This is a genomic window from Niabella hirudinis (assembly GCF_051201075.1).
Classification (GTDB): domain Bacteria; phylum Bacteroidota; class Bacteroidia; order Chitinophagales; family Chitinophagaceae; genus Niabella; species Niabella hirudinis.
The window spans coordinates 235,962-260,474 of sequence record NZ_JBPEHJ010000003.1; the positions used below are offsets into that span (position 1 = coordinate 235,962).

At 47.3% G+C, this 24,513-nt stretch carries 19 protein-coding genes and 1 riboswitch; of the genes, 8 read left to right on the plus strand and 11 right to left on the minus strand.

The genetic code is table 11. The annotated features are described in order from the left end of the window. Window positions 1-21: 21 nt before the first annotated feature. From GGU45_RS07560 to GGU45_RS07575, 4 genes are all read left to right on the plus strand, one after another. Complete coding sequence (locus GGU45_RS07560; protein WP_435223477.1) at window positions 22-1,269, plus strand: NAD(P)/FAD-dependent oxidoreductase; 1,248 nt, start codon at window positions 22-24, stop codon at window positions 1,267-1,269. Between the two features lie 47 nt (window positions 1,270-1,316). After that, window positions 1,317-1,889 carry a TPM domain-containing protein gene (locus tag GGU45_RS07565; protein WP_435223478.1) on the plus strand — a complete coding sequence of 191 codons (573 nt, stop codon included), beginning with the start codon at window positions 1,317-1,319 and terminating at the stop codon, window positions 1,887-1,889. Window positions 1,890-2,167: 278 nt separating this feature from the next. Further along, on the plus strand, window positions 2,168-2,362 hold the full coding sequence (locus tag GGU45_RS07570; protein WP_435223952.1) for a helix-turn-helix domain-containing protein: 195 nt from the start codon (window positions 2,168-2,170) through the stop codon (window positions 2,360-2,362). 296 nt (window positions 2,363-2,658) lie between these two features. Beyond that, the gene (locus tag GGU45_RS07575) at window positions 2,659-2,793 is read left to right on the plus strand and encodes a hypothetical protein (RefSeq protein ID WP_435223480.1); all 135 of its coding nucleotides are present in this window, start codon (window positions 2,659-2,661) and stop codon (window positions 2,791-2,793) included. Between the two features lie 923 nt (window positions 2,794-3,716). Here the strand turns inward: GGU45_RS07575 and GGU45_RS07580 are convergent. From GGU45_RS07580 to GGU45_RS07610, 7 genes are all read right to left on the minus strand, one after another. Next, complete coding sequence (locus tag GGU45_RS07580) at window positions 3,717-4,040, minus strand: hypothetical protein (RefSeq protein ID WP_435223481.1); 324 nt, start codon at window positions 4,038-4,040, stop codon at window positions 3,717-3,719. A gap of 608 nt (window positions 4,041-4,648) precedes the next feature. Continuing rightward, window positions 4,649-5,320 carry a response regulator gene (locus GGU45_RS07585; protein ID WP_435223483.1) on the minus strand — a complete coding sequence of 224 codons (672 nt, stop codon included), beginning with the start codon at window positions 5,318-5,320 and terminating at the stop codon, window positions 4,649-4,651. A gap of 22 nt (window positions 5,321-5,342) precedes the next feature. Continuing rightward, on the minus strand, window positions 5,343-6,089 hold the full coding sequence (locus GGU45_RS07590; RefSeq protein ID WP_435223485.1) for a sensor histidine kinase: 747 nt from the start codon (window positions 6,087-6,089) through the stop codon (window positions 5,343-5,345). Beyond that, entirely contained in the window at window positions 6,038-6,691 is a 654-nt protein-coding gene (locus GGU45_RS07595; RefSeq protein ID WP_435223486.1) for a hypothetical protein, read from the minus strand. The genes GGU45_RS07590 and GGU45_RS07595 overlap by 52 nt, the downstream gene beginning before the upstream one ends. A gap of 9 nt (window positions 6,692-6,700) precedes the next feature. Next, window positions 6,701-7,066, minus strand: a complete 366-nt coding sequence (locus tag GGU45_RS07600; protein ID WP_435223488.1) for a hypothetical protein — start codon at window positions 7,064-7,066, stop codon at window positions 6,701-6,703. Between the two features lie 367 nt (window positions 7,067-7,433). Then, window positions 7,434-9,572 (minus strand): peptidylprolyl isomerase, encoded by a 2,139-nt coding sequence (locus GGU45_RS07605; RefSeq protein WP_435223489.1) that lies wholly within the window; start codon window positions 9,570-9,572, stop codon window positions 7,434-7,436. Window positions 9,573-9,707: 135 nt separating this feature from the next. Then, window positions 9,708-11,231, minus strand: coding sequence for a GNAT family N-acetyltransferase (locus tag GGU45_RS07610; protein WP_435223491.1), 1,524 nt, complete (start codon window positions 11,229-11,231; stop codon window positions 9,708-9,710). 279 nt (window positions 11,232-11,510) lie between these two features. Between GGU45_RS07610 and GGU45_RS07615 the strand changes: the two genes are divergently transcribed. From GGU45_RS07615 to GGU45_RS07630, 4 genes are all read left to right on the plus strand, one after another. Further along, entirely contained in the window at window positions 11,511-12,788 is a 1,278-nt protein-coding gene (locus GGU45_RS07615) for a DUF3472 domain-containing protein (protein WP_435223492.1), read from the plus strand. Between the two features lie 730 nt (window positions 12,789-13,518). Further along, window positions 13,519-13,622: riboswitch (SAM riboswitch) on the plus strand. A gap of 303 nt (window positions 13,623-13,925) precedes the next feature. Next, on the plus strand, window positions 13,926-17,099 hold the full coding sequence (locus tag GGU45_RS07620; protein WP_435223493.1) for a SusC/RagA family TonB-linked outer membrane protein: 3,174 nt from the start codon (window positions 13,926-13,928) through the stop codon (window positions 17,097-17,099). A gap of 10 nt (window positions 17,100-17,109) precedes the next feature. Further along, window positions 17,110-18,552, plus strand: a complete 1,443-nt coding sequence (locus tag GGU45_RS07625; RefSeq protein WP_435223495.1) for a SusD/RagB family nutrient-binding outer membrane lipoprotein — start codon at window positions 17,110-17,112, stop codon at window positions 18,550-18,552. Between the two features lie 143 nt (window positions 18,553-18,695). Then, window positions 18,696-19,943: a peroxiredoxin family protein gene (locus GGU45_RS07630; protein ID WP_435223497.1), complete on the plus strand. Its 1,248-nt coding sequence runs from the start codon at window positions 18,696-18,698 to the stop codon at window positions 19,941-19,943. A 141-nt stretch (window positions 19,944-20,084) separates the two neighbouring features. Here the strand turns inward: GGU45_RS07630 and GGU45_RS07635 are convergent, their stop codons facing one another. The 4 genes from GGU45_RS07635 to GGU45_RS07650 all read right to left on the minus strand — a co-directional run bounded on the left by GGU45_RS07635 (window position 20,085) and on the right by GGU45_RS07650 (window position 24,420). Then, window positions 20,085-21,098, minus strand: coding sequence for a zinc-binding alcohol dehydrogenase family protein (locus tag GGU45_RS07635; protein ID WP_435223499.1), 1,014 nt, complete (start codon window positions 21,096-21,098; stop codon window positions 20,085-20,087). 499 nt (window positions 21,099-21,597) lie between these two features. After that, the gene (locus tag GGU45_RS07640; RefSeq protein WP_435223501.1) at window positions 21,598-22,617 is read right to left on the minus strand and encodes an aldo/keto reductase; all 1,020 of its coding nucleotides are present in this window, start codon (window positions 22,615-22,617) and stop codon (window positions 21,598-21,600) included. A gap of 105 nt (window positions 22,618-22,722) precedes the next feature. Beyond that, the gene (locus tag GGU45_RS07645; RefSeq protein WP_435223502.1) at window positions 22,723-23,760 is read right to left on the minus strand and encodes a nucleoid-associated protein; all 1,038 of its coding nucleotides are present in this window, start codon (window positions 23,758-23,760) and stop codon (window positions 22,723-22,725) included. 63 nt (window positions 23,761-23,823) lie between these two features. Further along, window positions 23,824-24,420 (minus strand): transposase, encoded by a 597-nt coding sequence (locus tag GGU45_RS07650; protein WP_435223503.1) that lies wholly within the window; start codon window positions 24,418-24,420, stop codon window positions 23,824-23,826. Window positions 24,421-24,513: the final 93 nt, after the last annotated feature.

A 24,513-nucleotide genomic window follows, 5' to 3' on the forward strand; every position in this document is an offset into this window, starting at 1 on the left:
ATTTTTTCAGAGCCTTTTGTAATGATTGTTACCAACGTTTGTATTATTGGCGCCGGCCCGGGAGGGGCTACTGCGGCCCTGCAGCTGAATAAGGAGGAGATCGGTTGCGTGGTGATTGACAAAGCGGTTTTTCCGCGGGATAAGGTTTGCGGCGATGGGCTGAGCGGCAAAGTGCTCACCTGCCTTAAAAAGATTGATCCCTCCGTAGCCGAAAGGCTCAGGCAGGCCGGCTTTAAGCTCAACAGCTGGGGCGTTAGTTTTATAGCGCCCAACCGCCGGGTGCTGGAGGTTGGCTACCGGCCCGATTTTGATGCAGCAGACCTCCGGCATAAGGAAGTGCCCATCGGCTATGTATGCAAGCGTTTGGACTTTGATCATTTTCTGGTGCAGGAGCTAAAGCGTTGTGCGCATGTAACCCTTTATGAGGGCGTTGCTGTAACGGAGTATACGTCCGGGGCGGATGGGTACCTGGTAAGTGATGGAAGGGGCTTTGTGGTAAAGACCAGCCTGTTGATTATTGCAAACGGCGCGCATTCCTCTTTTACAAAACAAGTGGCCGGCATCCGGATGGAGCCGGAGCATTATGTGGCCGGCCTGCGGGCCTATTATAAAAATGTAGAAGGCCTGCACCCTCAAAATTTTATTGAGCTGCATTTTTTAAAAAGCCTGCTGCCGGGCTATTTCTGGATTTTTCCGCTGCCCAACGGGCAGGCCAATGTTGGGGTAGGCATGCTTAGTGAAACCGTAGGCCGTAAAAAAGTAAACCTTAAAAAAGAGCTGCTCCGTATAGTGGCGGAGGACCCCGTATTTAAGGAGCGGTTTAAGAATGCGCAGCTGCAAGGGGGTATTGAAGGGTACGGCCTGCCGCTGGGGAGCAAAAAAAGAGTGCTTACCGGCGAGCGGTATATGCTGGTGGGCGACGCGGCATTTCTTATAGACCCGTTTACCGGCGAGGGCATTGGCAATGCGATGGGCTCCGGCCGGCTGGCGGCATTACAGGCGGTAAAAGCCATCCGGGCCGGCAATTTTTCGGCAGCCGGCCTGGCGGCCTATGATGAGGATATAGAACGGGTGCTGGGGCCGGAGCTGCGGCTGAGCACCCGCATTCAAAAACTGGTTAATTATCCCCGGTTGTTTAACCTGCTTATCAATATCAGCGCCCGCAACAAAAAAGTGCAGGAGCTGCTCTCCTGTATGTTTTACGAGGTAGACCTGCGAAAAAAATTAACAAAGCCATCGTTTTATATGGGGCTCCTGTTTAACAAATAAAAACGGCGTTAATTTTGCAGTGTTACAGTATACTTAAAAAGATTTAAATGCTGCAGAAACTATTTTCGGGTATGTTGTTATTGCCAATTCTGTTGGCGCTGGCCTGCAGTTCCGGCAGAAACCTGGATACGCAGGTACATAAAAGAGATGGGGATGGGAGGGATGTGCACATAAAATATCCGCAGCAGCCCACCGAAACCCCGCAAAACATCAATATGTCGTACGATTTTGAGCAACTGTTTACTGCTGCTCAAAATAAAAAGATCGACAGCCTGTTACGGGTATTTGAAAAAAGCAACCTGATCGCTGTTAAGCTAACAACTATTGGGGCCAATAGGGTTACGGCGGCTTCTTTTAATACGAATAATAAAACCCTTTTAAAGGACTGGGCGGCGGTGCATGGCAACACCGGTAAAGCCATCACAATTTCCATGAGCAGGGAGCTAAACAAGGTAGCCATTGACTATGGCCCGTTTGTGGGTAAATTATTATCCGCCGGGGAGGCAGCGCATAGCATCAGCAATGATTTTCTTCCTGCCCTACAAAGCGGCTCTGTTTATGAAGGTACAGTAAAGGGGCTCAATAACCTGATGGATGTAATCCGCAGCAATATTAAATGATGAAAGGAGGGCTATGCCTCCTTCCAAAAACGCTCCAGATCCCGGGCCTCATTCCCCGTTTTAAAGGTTTCGTCAAAGTTTCGTTGTACAAAGTTATACGGTGTCCGGCTACTGTACAAATCGGATCGTGGATGGGGACAAGCAGATATTATTGCCAAAGGCAATAGCTTAACGACACGAGGCTACAAGCCTCATGCAGCGGTATGCTGAATGGCGATATGCTTCGAAGAGCTTGACAGACCGACCTTGGCAAGGCCGCCGGCGTATCCCGCGAGATCATCGGACGCTACGAACGCTACGAAGCCTCTCCATCTATTGAAGTGGCTGCCAAAATCGCCGATACACTCGATGTGTCTTTAGATTACCTGGCCGGCAACACCGACCTGCTGCTCGAAAAAAATGTAGTCAATAAAATTATTCGACATCCAAAAACTCGGAGCCGAAGACAAAGCCCATGTGTTCGCTATACTTGACGCATTTCTGCGCGATCATAAAACCAAAAGGCTTACGCGCAATAAGAATAAAAACACACTGAGAAGCCATTAACAACGGAACGCCCGAGCAATTTGGCCACTAGCCTTGGCTCTTCGAAGCATGTCGCCCTGCCCAATGTCGCTGCATGAGGCTTGCAGCCTCGTGCCATTCGTCATTGCCTTGGGCAATACTATTGTTTTGTTCTTCGTAGTTTTCCATTTGATAAAAAATTATTAGTCGAACAATCCCGCTGAAAGCGGGAACGATCCATTTGGTTCCGATAAATCGGAAGGAAATGGGCGGCCAAAACTACACCGATGCGGATGGATATCGATACGGTTACCAGAGCCTGTCCTGCCAGCGAAGCTGCGAAGCGTGGTGGGAGCAAGTACGCCGAAAAGGATCCGGAAACGGGCTGGAGCAGTTTTGAGTTAAGGATGCCTGCCCGTCCGTAACGAAGTGGAGATGGGCATGGTAGCAGACTGGGTAGATGGTCCTTCTCGCGCAGGTCTGCAGCCGGGCGGTATGTGTTAGCTGACCTGTGCTTCACTGTTACTGATTACTCTTGGCGCTGCCGGCGCGGAGACCCAGAACTATGAGTACAATGTACGGGAGGCATGAACCGGGGCTATGTCAACAGTGTATTCTGTGACACGTATGTAACTCCCGATCATTGGCATGCGCGTCAGGTTAAGAACAGATCATGTTGCCATGGAATGTAGTAGGGGTAAGCCTTTCACGCCAAAAAGATGGCAGCTTTTAATGGCAAACAGGCGCAGCGCGCCGTTGACCCTTATAACGATGAGCGCTCAAAACCTCCCGTAGCCGCAGCGCGGCGGTAATTTCCTGTGCACGGCTTGTGCAAACCGTAATGATTACCGGTGCGCTGCGCTGCAGCTCCCAGGGCAAAAATTAACCTGACGCGCATGCGATCATTGGGGGCCATACTATGCTGGCGGGAGCCTTTATGTTGAAGTGTCTGTTCCCCATAACGGAAATTTTGATTTCCCCTCTTGCGCAGGTTTGTAGCTTTGGGCAGGCAGTGGAGATGCAAATGGCTTACCAATTTTAAAATAGTGCCCAATTACATCAACGTAAAAGAAAAGGTGTTTGTATATAGAGAAGATTTGAAAAATGTAACCTCTGAAAAGGATATGAAAGTGAAAAAAGAAATTGCCTGCACGATAGATTCTGAAACAAGAATAGATCCCGCGTCAGGCCCGGGATGACATCTTCAGAACGACATCATGCTGTAAAGCTCATCCAGGCTGGGAGGGGTAACTCACTAAGTTGGCTATGGGTACATGGAACGTTTATGGGATTTCTCAACCCGTTTTTTTGCGAAACAGGGCTTTATATTTCCTTCTTATTATGCGCCCTTAGCTGCTGCTGTTTTTGCTGGTAGGCGATAAATTTTTTTTCATCCGCTTTGGAAACGCCCTCATAATAGGTGGCAAGTGCTGTATAGGAAATTTTTAGTCCTTCGGCAATAGCAATTTGAGTGGATAGCGTTACATTCCGGTTTCCGTTGGCAATAAGCTGCATGTGCGATTTTTCTATACCACATTCCAGCGCCAGTTTGGTGGGGTTTGTTTGGGCGTCAATCATTGCTTTATGGAGGCCAACGGCAAACTGAAACAGGATCCTGTTCTTTTCTTCTTTTGTATACGCTTTCATTGAAGCAAGCTGAGCGAATTTCTAAAAAAACGTGGCCTATTATAATAGGTCTATTGAATTTTTTATTATATTTGTCTCAGAGTATTAGTTTTGCGATTACTTCATAAAAATATTTGAAGCATTCGCTTTGAGTCTCGCTTTTGAAACCTGAGAAATTTCTGTAGCAACGAGATGAAGAGTAGAATAGCTCACGTTAAGGCGTGAGCTCTCTTATTCGTTGCTGGGCTTCTCAGGGCCTCAAAAGCGGTAAGTTGAGTGTCACGCCTTCTTATTGCTTGTGGCGTAAAATAACTTGCCGGCAGACTCGTCCAACCCAAAACGGATGCGTATTTTTTTGTCATATTATTTATTAACCGCATCACCCTGCTATATCGGGTGCAGGGGTGCTGCTAATCATAACCACCGGTACGCAACCCGGATTAAATTTTTGCCGGGCGGCGGGCCGGGTTACTCCAATTAAGCAACGGTCCTGCCAGCTCCGGCATTTTGTTGGGCGTCAAAAGCATAGCCTTCCAGCGTGTATTGCAGTCCGTTAAAGGGCCGGGTACATTGCAACTCCGGCACTGCAGGCTCCGTTACTTTTATATTTATTTTATAAACCGTATCTATTATTTCCGGAGCTGTTTTTCATTGTCTTTATCTGGCCGGCAAAGCCCGTTTTTGTAGGCATACGCTACCAATTCAGCCGCATTCTTTGCCCCGGCCTTCAGGAAAAGGCCCGCCCGGTATTTCTCTTCTGTTTTAGTGCTTATAAATAGGGCAGCGGCTATTTGCTGCGATGTGCACCCTTCACTAATGAGCCGGAGCATGGCCTTTTCTACATCTGTAAAAGGGGCGGCTGCTGCGGTATAGCTGCGGGTATGTCTTTTAATAAAATGCAGCATGGTTTCCGAAGCGCTGCTGCAATAATAAGTGCCGCCCTCCATAACCGTAAAAATGCCCTGTACCAGGGAGCTGCTACCGCCTGTTTTCAAAACGTATCCTTTAGCCCCCGCATCCATCATTTCAATAATCCGGTCTTCCTCGCCAAAAATGGTATAAGCCAGTATTTTAAGATGAGGGTATAATTGCAGGGCCAGCCGGGTGGCTTCCACACCGTCCATCACCGGCATATTTATATCCATAAGTACTACATCCGGGTTTAGGGTCAACAACTGTTCCAACAGGTCAACGCCATTGAGGGCGCTGCCGGCTATCTTTATTTTTCCGTAGTCATTTAGCAGCAGGCTGATGGCCTGGTGGCAAGCCGGCTGATCATCTACCGAAAGAATTCTTATCATAGAAGTTGAGTACATAAAAAAATCAGGGGGTTAAAGGGATAGTAATAAAGTAGCGGAGTCCTTTTCCGGCCTCGGTTTTAAAAGTACCACCCAGCCGGGCCGCCCGGTTCCGCATGCTTCTAAGCCCAAGACCGGTTCCTGAAGTTTTTGGATTCATGCCATGACCATCATCTGCATAATACAGGTAAAGCAATTGCTGATGCTGGCGAATCCTTAATTGAATATTCCGGGCGCCTGAATGCCGGAGGGTATTGGAAAAAAGCTCCTGTACCATCTGAAAAATGGTATAGGTTACCAGTGGGGGCACCGGAGCAAGCATTTTATAATCAAAATCGATGACAGGCAGGGTATTCGTGTTTTGGTAGCGGCCAATCATTAACCGAAGACTGTTTTGCAGGCCCTGCCGGATGATTTTTTCATCGTTCATATTTTGCACAACATGGCCCATGCCTGCAATTGCTTCCCGGATAAGGGCACTGACCTGCTCCAGGGGTTGCCCGGGGTTTTCCTTTTTTATGGATTCCAGCATGACCAATGCCAGGTAGAGCGTGGAGTTTGTGGTGTCATGCAGATCCGTCATAATGCGCTTGCGTTCTTCGGTCAGCAAAGAAAGATGCCAGTCGTAAAAGTGCTGATTGCTACGGAATTGACTTTGCTGTCTTCGTATGACCACCAAAGCAAATCCACCCAGGGTTACACCCATGATGACGCAACTGATCAATACCGGAATATATACCGGAAGCTGAACGGAATAAAACAGATAGCCCATGTAAACAGCAGGTTGGTTAAAAAATTGATGACAGACAGTACCACCATAACCAGCCCCCCCATTTGATGATCGTGCATCACTCCAAAAATTAAAAAGAGTTCGGCTATAGCAGCGCATGTATGAAACAATATCAAACCGATACAGATAACAAATATCGCATTTTTATACAACGCGGGTAAAACAGGAACCAGCTGCTGCGTGAGCATAATCATTGCAAAAAACACAATGCAGAGGGCAAAAATAACGGTAGCAGGAGAAACAGTGTACCGGAGCGAGCCCCAATATGCCCACTCACTACCCCATAACAACAAAAATAAAAGCACCCAAAAAAAATACCAGAGGCTGTTTTTTCTCCACAGTTTCCAGCAATAGAACTGTAAAAGCAACAATTGACTTTCCACCAGGCCAAATACATTGTAAAGCACGGTATTGTTGTGGTTGCGGTAAATAAAAACGATGCTGACAGCCTCTTGTACAAAAGCCAGTGTAAGTAATAGCAGGAATGGCATAAAGGAACGGTCGATACGATAAATCCGGCTCCATCCTAAAACGGCACCGGCTCCTACAAGCAGACTGGCAGCAGCGTTGAGTTGAAAGATCATAACATTAAATTATGATCCGAAAGGTGTGTCAGGATCCGGGCAAAGAGGCGGGCAACGATTAGCCCGATCAATAATAACAGCCTGGCCTTCTTCTGCATTGGCGTCAGCAACGGCGGGTGGCAGCAGATTCTTACCTGCGGCATCAACAGCTACAAGGATCGCATGTACTTTCAGCGCTTCATCCATACCATAATAGATACGTATTTTGCTACAGCCTGTTACCTGCAGCAAGCTTTCAATTGCCTGGCGGGGCAGGGTTTCGCTGATGGCAAGCAAATCCTGGTTTTGGTGCTCAGGCAGCAGGATGGAATTGCGGTTGGCTGCATAGCGGCTCGTCATAGCAGTGGCTTCTTCACGTGAAATGTTGTGAGACATAGTATTATTTTTTAATTGCAGCTAAGTAACGTTTTTCATCCGGAACGACCGTAGGGATTTCCCTATTTTTTCCGCAGCCTGTTTTTAATGCGTTAACAATGCTCCGGTGCCGGTATAGCTGAACAATGCAGTTTGAGTACCGTTACAAACAAGCTGAAAATTATTTTGGATTTGTGCGGGGTGCTGTCTGAAATAATTTGTACCATGGCTCATGGTAATTTTTAGCGCGGTAACTATTAAACTACCAAAAGGGGCGACTTAACAGCCGCCCCTTTAAATTTTTTGTTGGATAACAGTGGAATTTTTATAAAAAAACGCTAAAAGTCAGTACATTGATGTCGAACTCCCGTTATCTTAAATTCTGCTATTAATAAAACTTGCTCCTGTAATCTTTGATCGTGGCAGCTTCCCGCAGGGCCTGAATCGATTGAAACTGGGCCTGCTGCTTGGCTTGCATGTAACGCATGTTTCGGATTTCTGTTACATTTTGCACCGGAGCGGGGGTGCTCATCAGATTGTCTACGCGTACCACATAAACGCCTTGCGACCCGGCTATGGCCTCAGGCACCACCTTTTGCAGGCTGGCTTTATTAAAGGCTGCTCCAATTACTTTGGGCTCAAAACCAATGGCAGAAGGGCTTTGACCATTAAAGCGGATGCTGTCAGCTGTTTCAACCTGCTTTTTCAGTGTAGCCGCCACAGCTTCCAATGTGCTGATCTTTCCTATCTTATCGGTAATGATTTTTGCCTTTTTTTGATTGATGAGCAGCGGCTCTACCATCATGCGCGCTTTTGCAACGCTCATGGTGCCTTCCCCGTTAATTTCGGTAACCAGTCCTACAACATAATAGTCGCCTACTCTTTCGGGCTGTACCACATCACCCAGTTCTGCCTTGTAAACATTTTTTACAAAAGCGCGGGAAGCGCCCAGTCCCTGGATCATGGCGCCGGTGGGCGGAATGTCAGAAGCGATGGATTTCAGGATCCCTTTTTCTGCCTGCAGCTTTTCGGCTGCGGCGTTAAAGGTTTTTTGATTGGTAGCCTGCGCTGCAAAATGCGTGGCTGCATTGCTGGCCGTATTATCCGTTTCCTGGCTGGCTTCAATGGGCTTGGTTACATAAGCAATTTTATAACCGGTAGCACTTCCTTTGGTGCTCAGCACTTCAATAATATGATATCCGTAATCTGTTTTTACAATGCCCTTGCTGCCGGCAGGATGCGTAAAAATATAATCATTGAAAGAAGGCATCATTTGTCCCGAAGGCACATTGTCATAAACACCACCGGTTTGTATGCTTCCCTGGTCGGTAGAAAACTTTGCCACAAGCGTGTCAAAATTGGAACCATTCTGTATTGCGGTAAATAAGCTATCGGCCAGTTTACGCGCTGTAGTGGAGTCTCTCAGTGGAATCTGCTGACCCGTTTGGGGGTCCTGGGTGGCTAACCCGATAAGGATATGCCGAACTTTTACCGTATCGGGCATGCTGGTAGTAGCAACAATTTTTGCCAGGGCATAACTATTGGCGTCTACATAAGGGCCATAGATATTGCCGGTTCCCACTCTAAGGATGGAATCCTTCATGGGTACCTGGATGCGGTTGCTGCTGATAAATCCATCATAATAATTATTGATGCCCTCGCTTACCAGGAAGTCTTTTACATTATGTGCGCTATCAAAAGCTGGTTTCAGATCCAGCAGGCGCTGGCGGGCTGCAGTGCTGTCGGCGGCATTGGGCTGCGCATTAAAGGCAACATAGGATATGCTGCGGCTCTCCTGTTGTTTGAAGTCGCTCTTATGTTTGTTAATATAGTCCTGTATATCGCCATCGGAGATCTTAACGGCCGAATCGGAAATGCTGGTATAGGGCTCTCTTACAAAAGAAACCTTCGACATCAGGGCATCATCGGCATTTTGTTTTTCAATCATCCATTTGGGAAAATTGATGCTGGTGGTTAACAGGGCATCGTATTTTTCTGCCTTGCGCTGCAGGGCCAGCTGATCCAGGAAGAGGTTGATCTCTGTTTTTTGTTCAGGTGTTCCCTTGGTCCTGATTTGATCAATCTGGCTTTGTGCCGCGGCGGCATTGAATTTTCCCGTTTGGGGGTCTGTAAAACCTTGTGCCAGCTCCCGGGGTGGGTTGGCGCCAAAAAGCAGGTCGTTCAGTTCTTTGCGACCAACTTCAAGCCCCAGCTTACCAGATTCCTGCGAAAGCAGGATGCGGGATACTTCCTGACCCCAGGCCATTTCGTTGGCCTGTTGTGCAGCGCCTTCACCGCCGCTCATACCCTGGGATTGCATCCGCTGTGTTTGCTGTTCCACTAAAGCGCTGAATTGGGGGAATTCAACTTTTTCTCCATTCACTTTTCCAATGGTGCGTACGTCTCCGGTAAAAAGGCTGCCGCCGTTCTCAAAAGCAAGCATCACTACAAATATGACTAACGCAAGCCCAATGATTACGGCCATTACCTTGCCATACTTGTCCTGGATCTTCTGTATTACTGACATGTTATATAAGATAGTTAATTAAAAGGTTGGCAAAAATAGCGTTTTTAAAGATATTAACAAACTGTGGAAAAACGGCGGTAAACGGCCTGCGAACCGGCCGTCCGGAAACGGAAAATAAAGGGATAAACTGCCTTTTTAGCCTTTCCGGACCACTTCGTATACGTCTTTTCGCCGGTCTGCCAGGTTTTTAACACTTCCGAACCTGTGTAAGTGCCGCAGGAGGTCGATATCCACATCGCCGATCACCACCATTTCTGTATTAGGGGTGGCTTCTGCCTCAATGCCATTGGATGGAAAGGAAAAGTCGCAAGGGGTCAGGATCATGGATTGTGCGTACTGGATATCCATGTTCTGTACCTGGGGCAGGTTACCCACATTGCCGGCAATGGCCACATAACATTCATTTTCAATAGCACGGGCCTGTGCACAATGCCGTACGCGGAAGTAGGCGTTTTGTGTATCAGTAAGAAAAGGTACAAAAAGGATGTCCATGCCGTCATCTGCCAGCAGACGGCTTAGCTCAGGAAACTCGGAGTCGTAGCATACCAGGATGCCCACTTTGCCGCAATCCGTATCAAAGGTCTTTACCTGGTTGCCGCCCACCATGCCCCATACCCGCTCTTCATCCGGCGTTACGTGGATTTTTTCATATTTATCTATGGAGCCATCGCGTTGGCAGAGGTAGCCCACATTGTAAAGGCGGCCGTCCACTACCTCCGGCATACTGCCGGTAACAATATTTATATTGTAGCTGATAGCCAGCGCCGCAAACCGGTCCCGTATAGCGGCGGTATATTTTGATACTTCTTTTACCGCATCAGCAGCAGAAAGATGATTGTACGCTGCCATCAGCGGAGCGTTAAAAAATTCGGGAAACACTGCAAAATCACACCGGTAGCCGGAAACCGTATCTATAAAATATTCCACCTGGGTCATCATTTCCTCCAGGTTCTTATAAAGCCGCATCTGCCATTGTATGAGCCCCAGCCGCACCACCCGCTTTAGCGGAAAGGCCTGTTCGCTCTGGTCCTCGTAGTAAATATTATCCCATTTCAGGAGCACACCATATTCGTTCGACTGCACATCGCCATGCAGGTAGTTTTTTATAATACGCACCGGGTGAAAATCATTGGAAAGCTGAAAGTCCAGGACCGGATCGTGTAGCTCTTTTTGCTTTACTTTCTGAATATACTCGCTGGGAGTCATTTCCCGGGCATATTTGTGGTATCCGGGTATCCGCCCGCCAAATACGATACCTTTCAGGTTCAGGCGTTCCGCCAGTTCCTTGCGATAGTCATATAAGCGCCGCCCCAGGCGCATGCCACGGAACTGCGGTTTGATAAAGACATCAATACCATATAAGATCTCGCCTTCCGGATCATGCGAGTTAAAGGAATAATTGCCGGTAATACTTTTATAATTATGCCGGTTGTTCACCTTTTTTTCATCCACGATGATCGAAAGCGCACAGGCGGCCATTGCTCCATTTATATAGATTACGATCTGACCTTCGGGAAAAAGGTTGATGAGCCGGTTGATCTGTTCCCGTTGCCAGTAGCTTTCGGGCATGCTGGGGTAGGAGGCAATCAGGGTTTCTTTAAGGGCTTCGTACTGGTCCTTTTCAAGTGTTTTTATTTCAATATTGATTGGGTCTGTCATACCAACAAATTTACTATAAATATCTGCCTGATACGGTATGCATCAGGGCAACGCATAAATCTAAAAGATCGCCGCAAATGCGCGAATTGAATTAGCTATTGTATCCCTCACCCAAAGAAAATAAACACGAATTCCATGCGCCGCCGACGCTATTTCACCGTTTTACGAACAAAATAATCATTTTATTCGTGCATTCGTGGCTTCATGAATGCAATCGGTTGTGCAGCCGAATCACCGGGTTTCACAATATATTCGCATACACACGAAAAATTACGCTTTATGAACCGTTCCATAAAAGGATTGTTTGCAGGATTGCTGCTTTTTGCTTCTGTTATCAATGCCCAAACCATAACCGTTCCTATGGGAGGCAACGCCTGGGCTCTGGAAAGGACCGGGGATGGAGTGAGGGTTCGCAATAACGGGGTGTCCAACTGGACAAAAGCCGGTGATGGTTTTACGGCTTATATACGGGTAACACAGCCCGGCACCCTTAAATTGTGGTTGGAAACCGGCGCGGTTACCGGCAACCCCGAAATTGCCGTATCGCTGTTTAAGCAAACCCGGAAAATAATCCTAAAGGGAGATGCCAGTTCCTTTTATATGGGCGAATGGAATATAAAAGACAGTGGCTATGTGCCCATTGTAGTAAAGGGATTAAAGAAAGAAGGCTGCTGTTTTCCGGATGTTACGGCTATAAAGCTGGAGGGAACTGCCCTTACTGATAAAGCCAGTTATACAAAGAACAACGATGGCAGCTTTTTTCATTGGGGAAGAAGAGGACCTTCTGTACACATGGGTTACCAGCTACCCAAAGATGTGGATGCCGAGTGGTTTTATAATGAAGTAACCGTGCCGGAAGGTAACGATGTGATCGGATCTTATTTTATGGCAAACGGCTTTGGAGAGGGCTATTTTGGAATGCAGGTGAACTCCGCAACCGAACGCAGGATCCTGTTTTCTGTTTGGAGCCCCTACCAGACAGATGATCCCAAAAAAATTCCGGAGGAGCAGAAGATCAAAATGCTGAAAAAAGGCGAAGGCGTTTATAACGGTGAGTTTGGCAATGAGGGATCCGGTGGTCAAAGCATTCTGCGGTACAACTGGAAGGCCGCTACTACTTATAAGTTCTTGCTGCATGTAGTGCCGGATGGCGATAGCCATACCATTTATACGGCTTATTTTTATGATGGGGCAAAGAACACCTGGTTACTGGTGGCCAGCTTCCGGCGGCCCAAACTGGCTACCTACCTGAAGCGCCCCCACTCCTTCCTGGAAAATTTTAGTCCTGACCAGGGAGATATTGAACGGAAAGTGTTTTTTGGAAACCAGTGGGTACGGGATACAAAGGGCAACTGGCATGAGCTCACCAAAGCACGCTTTACTGCCGATAACACAGCGCGCGTGGGCTATCGCAAAGATTATGCTGGCGGTGTAAAGGGGCAACAGTTCTACTTAAGAAACTGTGGCTTCTTCAATGATTATGTTCCCTATGATACCATGATAGAGCGCCGGCCTACCGGCAAGGCGCCCCAGGTGGATCTGAATGCATTGCCATAGGCGGATCTTATCTTTTTATCAGAAGGCTGTATCAAAAGTCGCTGTTTTGTCATGCCGTCCCGATAGCCATCGCATGCGCGTCAGGTTAAGAACAGATCATGTTGCCATGAAATGTAGTAGGGGTAAGCCTTTCACGCCAAAAAGATCGCATCTTTTAATGGCAAACAGGCGCAGCGCGCCGTTGACCCTTATAACGATGAGCGCTCAAAACCTCCCGTAGCCGCAGCGCGGCGGTAATTTTCTGTGCACGGCTTGTACAAACCGCAATGATTACCGGTGCGCTGCACCTTTATTATCCGTATTGTCGTTTACTAACAGGATCAGCGCTGCGCTGCAGCTCCCAGGGCAAAAATTGACCTGACGCCTATGCGAAGGCTCGGGATTATTTCAGCATCTATGCATATTGTCGTTCAATAGACCCTGAAACAAGAATAGATCCCGGGTCAAGCCCGGGATGACATCTTCGGCCCCGGGATGACATCTTCAGAACGACATGATGCTGTAAAGCGACTTTTGAGACAGCCCTTTTTTATGCCACTTACCAGGGTTATGGAACATTGCACAATAGGAGCGGGCAGATCTTTTATCCATAAAAAAGATCCGCGCTTATCTGCAGCGATGCTGCAGGAATAAACGAACATTCTGCTTTTCAATAATAGTCTACCTGTTTTGTAGAAATTTATTTTGTTAATAATCTTTTAGCAATTACCTTTGCCCTGTCTTAACGGACAACTTATCAAGAAAGACTGAGGGAGATGGCCCTGGGACGTCTTAGCAACCGCCTTTAAAGGGACTGGTGCTACATCCATCCGCCAGAAGGCGGAAAGATAAGTGGTCGTCAATGTTTCTGCATTGTCTTTATCCACGATTTTCTTTCCATAACTAATTTTTTAAACGGCAATTTTTGAACATGAACACAAAAATGCAATCGTCGGGGTATGGCCATGCGTCTCCCAATTGCCGGCAGATGAACTGTCGTAACATACAAGCACTGCAATCCACAGCCATAATGATGGCGTGTTGTTGCTGCTGATCTTAACTCCTTTCATTATAGTTTCAAAATAACGGCCTGGAGCCGAAAGGGATTTTTATGCTTCGGCCGCAACCATCCAAATATTTCTAAAACATAACGTAACGATGAACCAATTTCTAAAAAGACTTATTTATGCAGCGCTCGTTCTTTTTCCCTTGCTGGGGGCTGCACAGTCGGTAACGATCACAGGCACTGTAAAGGAGCTCCAATCGGGCGCACCGCTGGCCGGGGTAACAGTGGAAGTTTCCGGAACCAACCGGCGCACACTCACCGGCGAACAGGGAACGTTTTCCATTGAGGCCAAACCGCATGCGATCCTGCTCTTTTCCTACGTAGGATACGCTAACCGCCAGGTAAATACTGATACCATTAAAGGGAGCCTGCTGGTACAATTGCAAAGTTCAAATACGGCGCTTGACGAAGTAGTGGTAACGGCGCTGGGTGTTTCCAAGTCCAAAAAATCCCTGGGATATGCCACTCAGGAATTAAAAGCAAAAGATATTTCCGAAGCCCGCGAAACCAATATCGTAAATGCAATGGCGGGAAAGATTGCCGGGGTGCGGATTACCAATACGCAGGGCGACATGGGATCCTCGCGGATCGTAATACGGGGTGAAACCTCCATCGCCGGAAATAACCAGCCCCTTTTTGTGGTGGATGGAGTACCTGTGGACAACTCACAGCTGGGTGCCGGAGGATCACGGGATTTTCGCAATGCTATTGCAGACCTTAACCCGGAGGATATTGAAACGATCAGCGTACTGAAGGGGCCCAATGCGGCGGCACTTTATGGCTCGCGGGCTGCACAGGGAGTAGTGCTGATCAAAACGAAAAACGGAAGGAGTAAAAAGGGGCTGGGCGTAACCCTCAACTCCAATGTAAATATTGCCAAATTACTGATCCTGCCGGAATACCAGAATGTTTTCGGACAGGGATCTGAAGGCAAGTTTAGTTATGTAGACGGTAAGGGTGGTGGCACCAATGATGGCGTTGATGAAAGCTGGGGCCCGAAGCTGGATGGCCGGTTGATTCCGCAGTTTTATTCCAACGGTCAGCCCGTGCCCTTTGTAGCCCATCCCAATAATGTGCGGGACTATTTCCGGACGGGGCTTACGTACAGCAATGGAATTGCATTGGCCAATGCCGGGGATAATTACGATTACCGCATCTCTTATAACAACGAGAAGCAACGGGGTGTGGTGCCCAACAGCGAGGCTAAAAAAGACAATGTTTCCTTTAATGCCAATTACAATGTAACACCTAAATTAAAGGTAGGCGTGAATGCCAATTACGTAGTAAACGATGCACCCAATCTGCCGGGAGCAGGTGGTAAAAGAGCCACCAGCACCATGCTGCAGTTTACCTGGTTTGGCCGGCAGGTAGACGTGAACCAACTGAGGAATTACAAAGACGCCAATGGTAACGGCATCAACTGGAACAATAGCTACTACAGCAATCCCTATTGGATCGCTTATGAAAATACCGTAAGCCAGCGCCGTAACCGCATCATCGGAAATGTGAATATTAATTATACGATCCTTGACGGGTTAAGTGCCAACTTCCGCTCCGGTACCGATTATTATAATGACCGGCGCAAATTAAAAGTGGCCTACGGTACCAGTGGTACGCCATTCGGATCTTACGGGGAAGATGCCTTTGCGGTGAACGAAAACAATACAGAGGCAACGTTGCGCTACAATAAAAATATCAATAGCGATTTCAGTCTGGATGCATTGGCCGGATGGAACCTGCGTACCAGGGTATACGAGGAGAATATTCAGCAGGCGCCGCGTTTGGCTGTGCCGGCGGTATATACGCTGGCCAACTCCAGGGATCCGCTGGTTTCTTCCAACTATTATTCGAAGCTGAAAACATATAGCGCCTTTGCTTCGGCGCAACTGGGGTATAAAAATTTCGCTTTTATAAACCTTACGGCGCGTAATGACTGGTCATCAACATTACCGGAACAGAATCTTTCCTATTTCTACCCCTCTGTAAATGCCAGCCTGGTATTAACCGAAGCATTGGATATCAAAAGCCATGCGTTAAACTATCTGAAATTAAGAGGCGGCTGGTCTAAAGTGGGCAGTTCGGCGGATCCATATCAGCTGATCAACATTTTTAATTTCAACGCTCCTTTCTTAAGCAGCCCGGAACTGGTGACTTCGGGGGTGGATCTGAATCCGAACCTGAAATCAGAAAGTACCAGCTCTACAGAAGCCGGGTTGGAAGCAGCATTTTTTAATAACCGGGTGCGGCTGGATCTGAGCGTGTACAATACCAATAGCGTAGACCAGATATTGAAGGTGGATGTTACCGCAGCAACCGGATATAACCAGAAATTAATGAATGCAGGAAAGATCAATAATAAAGGGATTGAAGTACAACTGGGTATTATCCCCGTAAAAAAACAGGACTTTCAATGGAATATCGACCTGAACTATGGTGCGAACAGAAGCCGCGTACTGATACTGGATTATGAAAAGCGTTTGCAGAATTATGTGCTGGGATCCTATCGGAGTGTACAGGTGCTCGCTTCTGTAGGAAAACCCTATGGTACCTTATTTGGCAACGCTTATCTTAGGGATGCCCAGGGTCATATTGTGGTGAACAATAGTGGTATTCCGCTGGCGGATCCGAATAAAAAAGTACTGGGTAAATTTACACCCGATTGGGTGGGTGGCATCAGCAACAGTCTCTCTTATAAAAATGTCAGCCTTTCCTTTTTGGTGGATGCCAGCATCGGGGGCTCGCTGTTTGCAGGAACCAACTCTACCGGCAGCTACACGGGCGTGTTGGCACTTACGCTTCCCGGGCGGGATGCGGAGCATGGAGGCCTTAGTTATTATTACCCCGATAACAAAAAGACAAATGGTATAAAGGCTGGTTCCAGCGGACCCAACGGGGAAACCGTATATGACGATGGAATGATCTTTAACGGGGTAACCGCCGATGGTCAAAAGAATACCGCCATTATTCCGGCTTCCCAGTATTATAAAGCAGCGCGGAGTATTGAAGAGGAGTACGTGTATGATGCGTCCTATGTAAAGCTGCGCGAAGTAAAGCTGGGATATAACCTGCCCGCGCAGTGGATCCATAAGATTGGTTTTCAGGGAGCTTCCTTTTCTGTGGTGGGCCGTAACCTCTGGATCATTCATAAAAATGTACCCAATATCGACCCAGAAGTGGCTTTTAATACCGGCAATGCACAGGGACTGGAAGACCTGACGCTTCCTACTGTGCGCAATATCGGATTTAACCTGAACCTTAAATTTTAAAACGGCAGTCATGTATAAAAATATATTCAAACTATTTGTGCTTCTTCTTACGCTTTCTTTTACTGCCTGCAAAAAGAACCTGGCGGAGATCAACCGGAACCCCAATGCGGTGGAAGATCCGCAACCGGATTATTTGCTGACCGCAGCCGAGAAGATTGCGGCTGATGCCTACTGGGGGGCAGATAATAACTTCAACTCAAGCCTGCTCATCATTCAGCATTGGGCTAAAATACAATACACAGAACCCGATCGCTATATTTTTAGTAACAGCAGTTTTACCTCACTTTGGAATACCGGTTATGCGCAGGTGATCACCAACCTGAATACGATCATCCGGTTTCCGGATGAGAAGGCGAATGCGAATTATAAAGCCGTTGCCACCATCCTGAGGTCCTGGATATTCCAGTTGCTTACCGATGCTTATGGAGCAATACCGTATAAAGAATCCGGAAAGATCAAACAGACCCTCACGCCTGTATATGATTCGCAGAAAGAGGTCTATTTGGGCCTGCTGGATGAACTGAAATCGGCCGCGGCTGCACTGAATCCTGCTGCCGGCAGTGTTGCCGGGGATGTGCTATATGGGGGAGGGTTAGCCAACTGGAAAAAATTTGCGGGAGCGCTCCGGTTGCGGATCGCCTTGCGGATCGCCGACCGGGAACCGGAAAAGGCCAAACAGGTGATTAGTGAAGTAACCGCTGATCCTGCATTGCTGATCGGCAGCAATGCAGAGATTGCGCAGCAATCATACGATAAGCCGCCCTTGCAAAACCCGGTGGCAGCCTGGTTTTCCACCAGGGATGATTACCGCGTGGGGAAGACGATCATCGACAAACTGTATGCATTGAATGATCCGCGCCTGGCTGTATTTGCCGATAAACCCACCGATCCTTCTGTTGCCAGCTATGTGGGTGTACCCAGCGGCCTCACCAACAGTGATGCCAATAACCTTGGGTTTTCTAAAACGTCCAAACCGGGGTTCACGTTTTTTCGCTCAGATGCCAATCCTGCGGTGATTATAAGCTATGCAGAAGTATTGTTTGCAAAGGCAGAGGCGGCAGCCCGCGGTTTACTGGCCGCTGATGCAGCAGATCTGTACAAGCAGGCGATTACGGCATCGCTCAATCAATACCAGATCCGGGACAATACGGTGATCAATAATTATCTCAATCAGCCGGCAGTGGCATATAATCCTGCTAATTTTAAGAAGTCCATTGGTGAGCAAAAATGGATCGCATTGTATGGCCAGGGCCTGGAGGCCTTTGCTGAATGGCGCCGGCTGGATTATCCGCAACTGACGCCCGGAGCTTCCGGTGTATTGGATGGGAAGATTCCGGTACGGTTTATTTACCCGGGTACGGAACAATCGTTGAATGGTGTGAATTATAAAGCCGCAGTGACCGCCCAGGGTACGGATAACCTGTTGACAAAATTGTGGTTTGATGTAAATTAATGTTTAAATAAAATTTTTGCTACAGGAACATTGAGGTGTCGTTCTTTTGTTGCTGTGGCAAAACTGTGATAACCGTACAAATGCAGCAAGCCGGCGAACTTTGCGCTAAAGGATTTTGTTGTATTTCAACAGATTTTAAAAGCATGCAGAAAATATACCGATACCGTTTTTTGATACTGGTTTTGCTGGGGGCATTTACAACCGGTAATGCCCAGCGTGTGAAGCCCGGCATCTGGCAGGGCGTATTACAGCGGCCGGATGGGCAAAACATCATTTTTAATTTTGAATCAGCTGCACGTAAAGGCAAGCCGGTATGGTATGTAATTAATGCCGGAGAGCGCCTGCTGGTAGATGATATCCGGCAAAAAGGCGATTCGCTCTGGATCCGGATGCCGTTTTTTGCCTCCGGTTTTGCATTGCAGGTAGCAGAGGACGGCAACCTGAAGGGGCTGTATATAAAAAACTACGGAGCACGTAAAGAGGAGATTCCGTTCTACGCGGTGCACGGAGTAGCTGAGCGGTATCCTCTTGCCCAACCGGCAGCGGTGGATATCAGCGGGCGCTGGGCGGTAGCCTTTAATTCCGGCAATGGCAAGACCCTGCAGGCTATCGGCGAGTTTGCACAGGAGGCCAGCGGACGGGTTACGGGTACCTTCTTGACCCCTTCGGGCGATTACCGCTATCTGGAAGGATCTGTCAATGGCGATTCGCTACACCTTTCCGGTTTTGATGGCGGACACGCCTTTGTATTTACGGCTTTACTGGATGACAAAGACAGGATAAGCAAGGCGGCGGTATACTCCGGGCTAAAAGCTACGCAAAGCTGGACGGCCCAACGGAACGATACGGTGCAGCTCCCCGATGAAAATACCTATACTAAATTAAGGGAAGGCGAAAGCCGGCTGAATTTCCGCTTCCGGTCAACCTCCGGTGAATGGATATCCATTAATGATGCCCGGTATAAAAATAAAGTGGTCATCGTACAGATCCTGGGCTCCTGGTGCCCTAATTGTATGGATGAAACCGCCTATCTCAGCGATTTTTATGCCCGTAATAAAGCACGTGGAGTAGAGATCATCGGGCTGGCCTATGAGCGTACCGGGGATTTTGAGACCTCGCGGAAGGCGCTGGTCCCTTTTCAGAAACGTTATAATGTAAAATACCCCTTCCTGGTAACGGGCGTTTCGGTTTCGGATGAACAGCGGACAGAAAAAACATTACCGCAATTGGAAAGTATTAAGGCTTTTCCTACTTCCATTGTGATTGATAAAAAGGGAAATGTCCGTAAAATCCACTCCGGGTTTAACGGACCGGGTACGGGAAAGCATTACGAAGCGTTTAAAAAGGAATTTGAGGCCTTTATTGACGGGTTGCTGAAGGAACCATCTTAGAAACTGTTTAAATTTTCACAATTAAAATTCCGTATAACAGACATTAAGGCCCTCAAAAACCATCAAGTTAAGGTTCATTAAGGACTGCGGTCACTAAACTATTCTTAATGGTTTTTAATCATTCTATTTTAAAACTGCTTCTTAAAACTGCACCATCGCCTTGATCACACCCGTGGCGGGGTTGAGCCAGTTTTCAAACTGCGCGGGTACTTCATCAAAAGCCACAGTATGCGTAATATAGGTCTGTGGCCGGATGGCACCCTCCTTCATAGACCGGATCACCAGCTCAAAGTCTTCTTTTACCGCATTGCGGCTGCTCATCAGGGTGCTTTCCCGTTTGTGAAATTCCGGGTGACTGAATGAAAAAGCTTCTTTCTGCAGACCGATCAGTACATAGCGGCCACCATGCGCCAGGTACTGAATGCCATTGTTAATGGCCCGCAGGTTACCGGTAGCATCAATAACCACGGTAGGGAAATCGCCGTTGGTGATGGCTTTCACCTGTTCCACCGCATCCGGATTTGTTCCTTTTACAACGGCATGCACCGCCAGTTGTTCTTTGCAAAAACGCAACCGATCGGTATTAATGTCCAGGGCAATTACATGGGCGCCCGCAATACGGGCCAGTTCCATAGCGCCCAGTCCGATAGGCCCGGCGCCGATCACCAGCACATATTCGCCAGGTTGTACACCAGCCCTATTTACTCCGTGGGCGCCGATGGCAAGAGGTTCCACTAATGCCAGTTCGTCTGCGCTCAAACCCTGGCTGTGCAGCAGACTGCTGATTGGCACCACAATCTCTTCCCGCATGCCGCCGTCAATATGCACTCCAAATACATTGATAGTGACACAACAATTGGGCTTGCCCATCCTGCAGGCGATACAGGTGCCACAGCTGAAGTAAGGGATGATGGTGACCAGTTCTCCCGACTCAAAACCTTCGGCTCCGCTGGTATCAAGCAGCTCCCCGGATAGCTCATGTCCCAGGATGCGGGGGTAGCTGAAGAAGGGCTGGGTGCCTTCAAAGGCATGGAGGTCTGTGCCACAGATACCTACCCGTTTCAGGCGGATACGGGCCATACCGGCACCCGATTCCGGAACTGCGTCTTCACGGAACTCAAAATGACCGGGTGCTGTGCAAACAAGAGTTTTCATGATGCAAAATTAATTGTTATTTTGACGATTGATAACGAGTTGTGCATTTAATGAGACTGATCTGATGATCGTGTCAGAAAATCAAAAACCTGGCAGGAAAATCATCGTTTTTGTTGTTCTGCATAGAGCGGAACAACGGCCCCTCCAACAAAGGCGACATCATCGCGTAGATTTGCCAGCCCTTTTGATACGATACGTATCCTGTACAGGCTATCCTGCACTATTTAAGTATTTATCCAGTTCTTCAATAGCAGCTTTAACTTCTCTTGCTTTTCCCATACGCAATGTATCTATGATTACTAATAACTCGTAAAGCTGGTGGTCTTCTTCAATAATTTTCGGAACCGTTTTGTAAAGGGGCGACAAAGAGAATCCTCTGGCAGTCCCTTTTGAAAAGGGCCAAACATATATATCCTGATTATTTCTATGCCAATATTTACGATTTACAAATTGTAAATATTTCTCATAAATATATAATATGCATTGTATTAAATATGAATCATAAATACGGATAATCTTCTGCGATCAGCCCATCTTCCTTCAGCCTGTTCCAGAAATCAACGGGAATTTCCAGCTGTCCCATTTCCACGTTCTTACGCACCCGGGCGGGATTGCTGCTGTTTAAGGCAATGCTTTTTACCCCTGGTACATGCAACCCAAAATAAATAGCGGCGGCGGCGGGGTCAATTTCAAATTTCTTGCAAATTTCATAGTACCGGTCGCGCCAATGGTAGTAGTGCGTATGCTCGGGGTTATTGCGGTCCAGCAGGATATAGTTAAAATAGTCACTTCCCATCAGGAAACCACCATGAAATACGGCGGAATTGATGATGGTGATGCCCTGCCGGTGCAGGCTTTCCATAAAGGCGATCAGGTCTTTGGGATGCTGGTATATGGTAAAACTGTTGGCGATCATCACCCAATCGAGCTTTACATCTTTTGCAATTTTTTCAATGGCCTTCCAATCTTTTGCACCGATCCCGATCCCGGCCACTTCGCCCTTTTCTTTTAATTCCGTAAGCGCCTGGTAGGCGCCGAGGATATCATCGTATCGTTTCTGGTAATCGGCCTCATCCGCAGCGGCGGCCAGGTACTCATCCGGATCGTGTACAGAAACCAATTGCGGTATATAATGATCCAATAATTCATTTCCCTGCCGGAAACACTCCAAAATTCCTTCGTAGCTGATCTTTTGTTCAGCATCGTTTTTCAGGCCATGCCAAATGCCTTTTTCAAAAGTGGGCTCGGGCGTTATTAAGGGCTTTTGCACCCAGGCCAGTTTATTGCTGATCAGCACCTCATCTTTTGCAATGCCGAGGTCTTTCAGGCATTTTCCCAGTTCTTCCAAAGCCAGTCCCGCGCCGTATTTGCCGGCAGAGTCAAACAGGGGTGTATCCCCCGCGGGTGTGGCGGCAATATATTCTTTTACAATGGCCAGCTTCTCATCATAAGGCAGTTCCCTATACAGGTTGCCCAGCAGGCTGGTGCCGGAACATACAACGGGTAATTTTATTTGCATCCTTCAAAATTATCTGAAATGGAGAATATTAAATATTCTATATTGACTGATTTCTATATTTTATTAACCTTTTTAACATCTTTTGAGGGAATGAAGCCTTCCGCCTTATTCTTCATTATGGAAATATAATTTATAGAACCGCCCTTTGTCATCCTCCCCATGCTCAATCATGTTCCGGTCGCCGTGAATGTAGATATGGAAATTCTTATCCAGCTTAATTATACTTTTATACGCCCGGTTCTGGCGTTTTACCGCTGCCGGCGAGATAGAAAAATTGTCTGCTATTTCAATATCCCGCTCGGCGGAATAGTGTTGTTTGTAACGGTCAAAGCTTTCTACATATTCTTTATGATGCAATACCTCGTTATTAAAGGTTTCCTGGTCAAAATGCTGTTTCTCTTTAAAAAAATTAAGACTCCGGTTCAGCAGGTCGGCCTGATCTGCCCGGGTCACATTGTATTGCTCGGGCAGGTGGTCTACTACGTAGGATTTGTACAAAGCCATGGTACTTTCTGTATTAAAATACTGGTCCTGGCGCTGTTGGATGCGCAAAAAACTGTCTGTCCAGTAACGGGCCTCCGGCGATTTGTTCTTCGTATCTACAATAGAAATAATATAACCGTTTTCCTTGTCGGTATTAAAGATCATGCAGCCCTTGTCCAGTTTATTGATGTTGATGCCTTCCTCGCTTTCCACTTCAAACGCATCTTCTATGGGGAGTACTTTTAAAAAGGGTTCCTTATTTTCGGATTTGAACAACCCGATAGCATCCACCGTTTCACCATTCAGCAGCCCCTCCTTAAAATACACTATGTAAAATTCACCCCCTTTGATGCTGGGGTGGGTGCCCTGGTTGTACAAGTGCTGGGCCAGGTTTTTGGACTGGGCCAGGGTTTGCTCCGGGTTTTCAAAAATGGCGGAAACATAGTTCCATGCCTCGTTGGCGCTGATATGTGTTTCGTTGTAAAACTGGAAATATTCTTCTGATTTGAAGGGATTCAGAAAATAACGGGTCATCAGCTCCTTTACCTCCGGGTCTACCGCCAGTTCTTTTTTAGAAAGTGTCAGGTACTCGTCTTCCGACTGGTTGCCTACTTTATGTACGGCAATATGGGTAATGGCCGATCCTTCGAAATACTGCATGCTGCTATTTTTAAACGGGCCGTAAAGTAATGCAAAATGCGGGAAATTGGATATTTGCGCCAATTAATGGCTAAACCGGTCCTCTTTCCAATTCGCAGGATTGGAAATAATATATTGCGCAATGCGCTGATATGCTGCGTTGCTGCGGATGATGTGATCATAATAATCGCGTTGCCATACCCTGATGTTGGGTGTAAAATCATTTTCCGGACTGTGAAACCATTTGGTAACGCCGATTTTGAATCCGCGGACGATGGAACCAATGGTTTGTGATGGTGAACGAAATGGGGTAACCCGTTGGGGTGAATCAATATTCACCCCAATATCGGGCGAACGTTGATTCGCCCCGATTCCGGGCGAAATGTTTTTCACCCCAATATCGGGCGAATGTTGATTTGCCCCTGCGGTTATTTCAATAATACCATGGATATGATTGGGCATTACCACCCATTCGTGCAATGTTGTTTGTGGAAAATGTTCGGGTATGGCCTGCCAACAATCTGCGGCGATTTGCCCCGCCGTGTTTAATACCATTTGTTGTTGAATAATCTGGCCAAACAAATGGATCCTGTCTTGTGTGCAGATGGTAATAAAATACAATCCTGCCTGTGCGTAATCATATCCTTTCAGGCGAATGGACCGGCGGTTATTAGTGCTCATAATTGATAGGTTAGAACACTATAAATATACAAAAAATGGTCATGTATTTATTGTCTGATTGGATTTAACCGGTAAAAAATTGCTGAATTATTC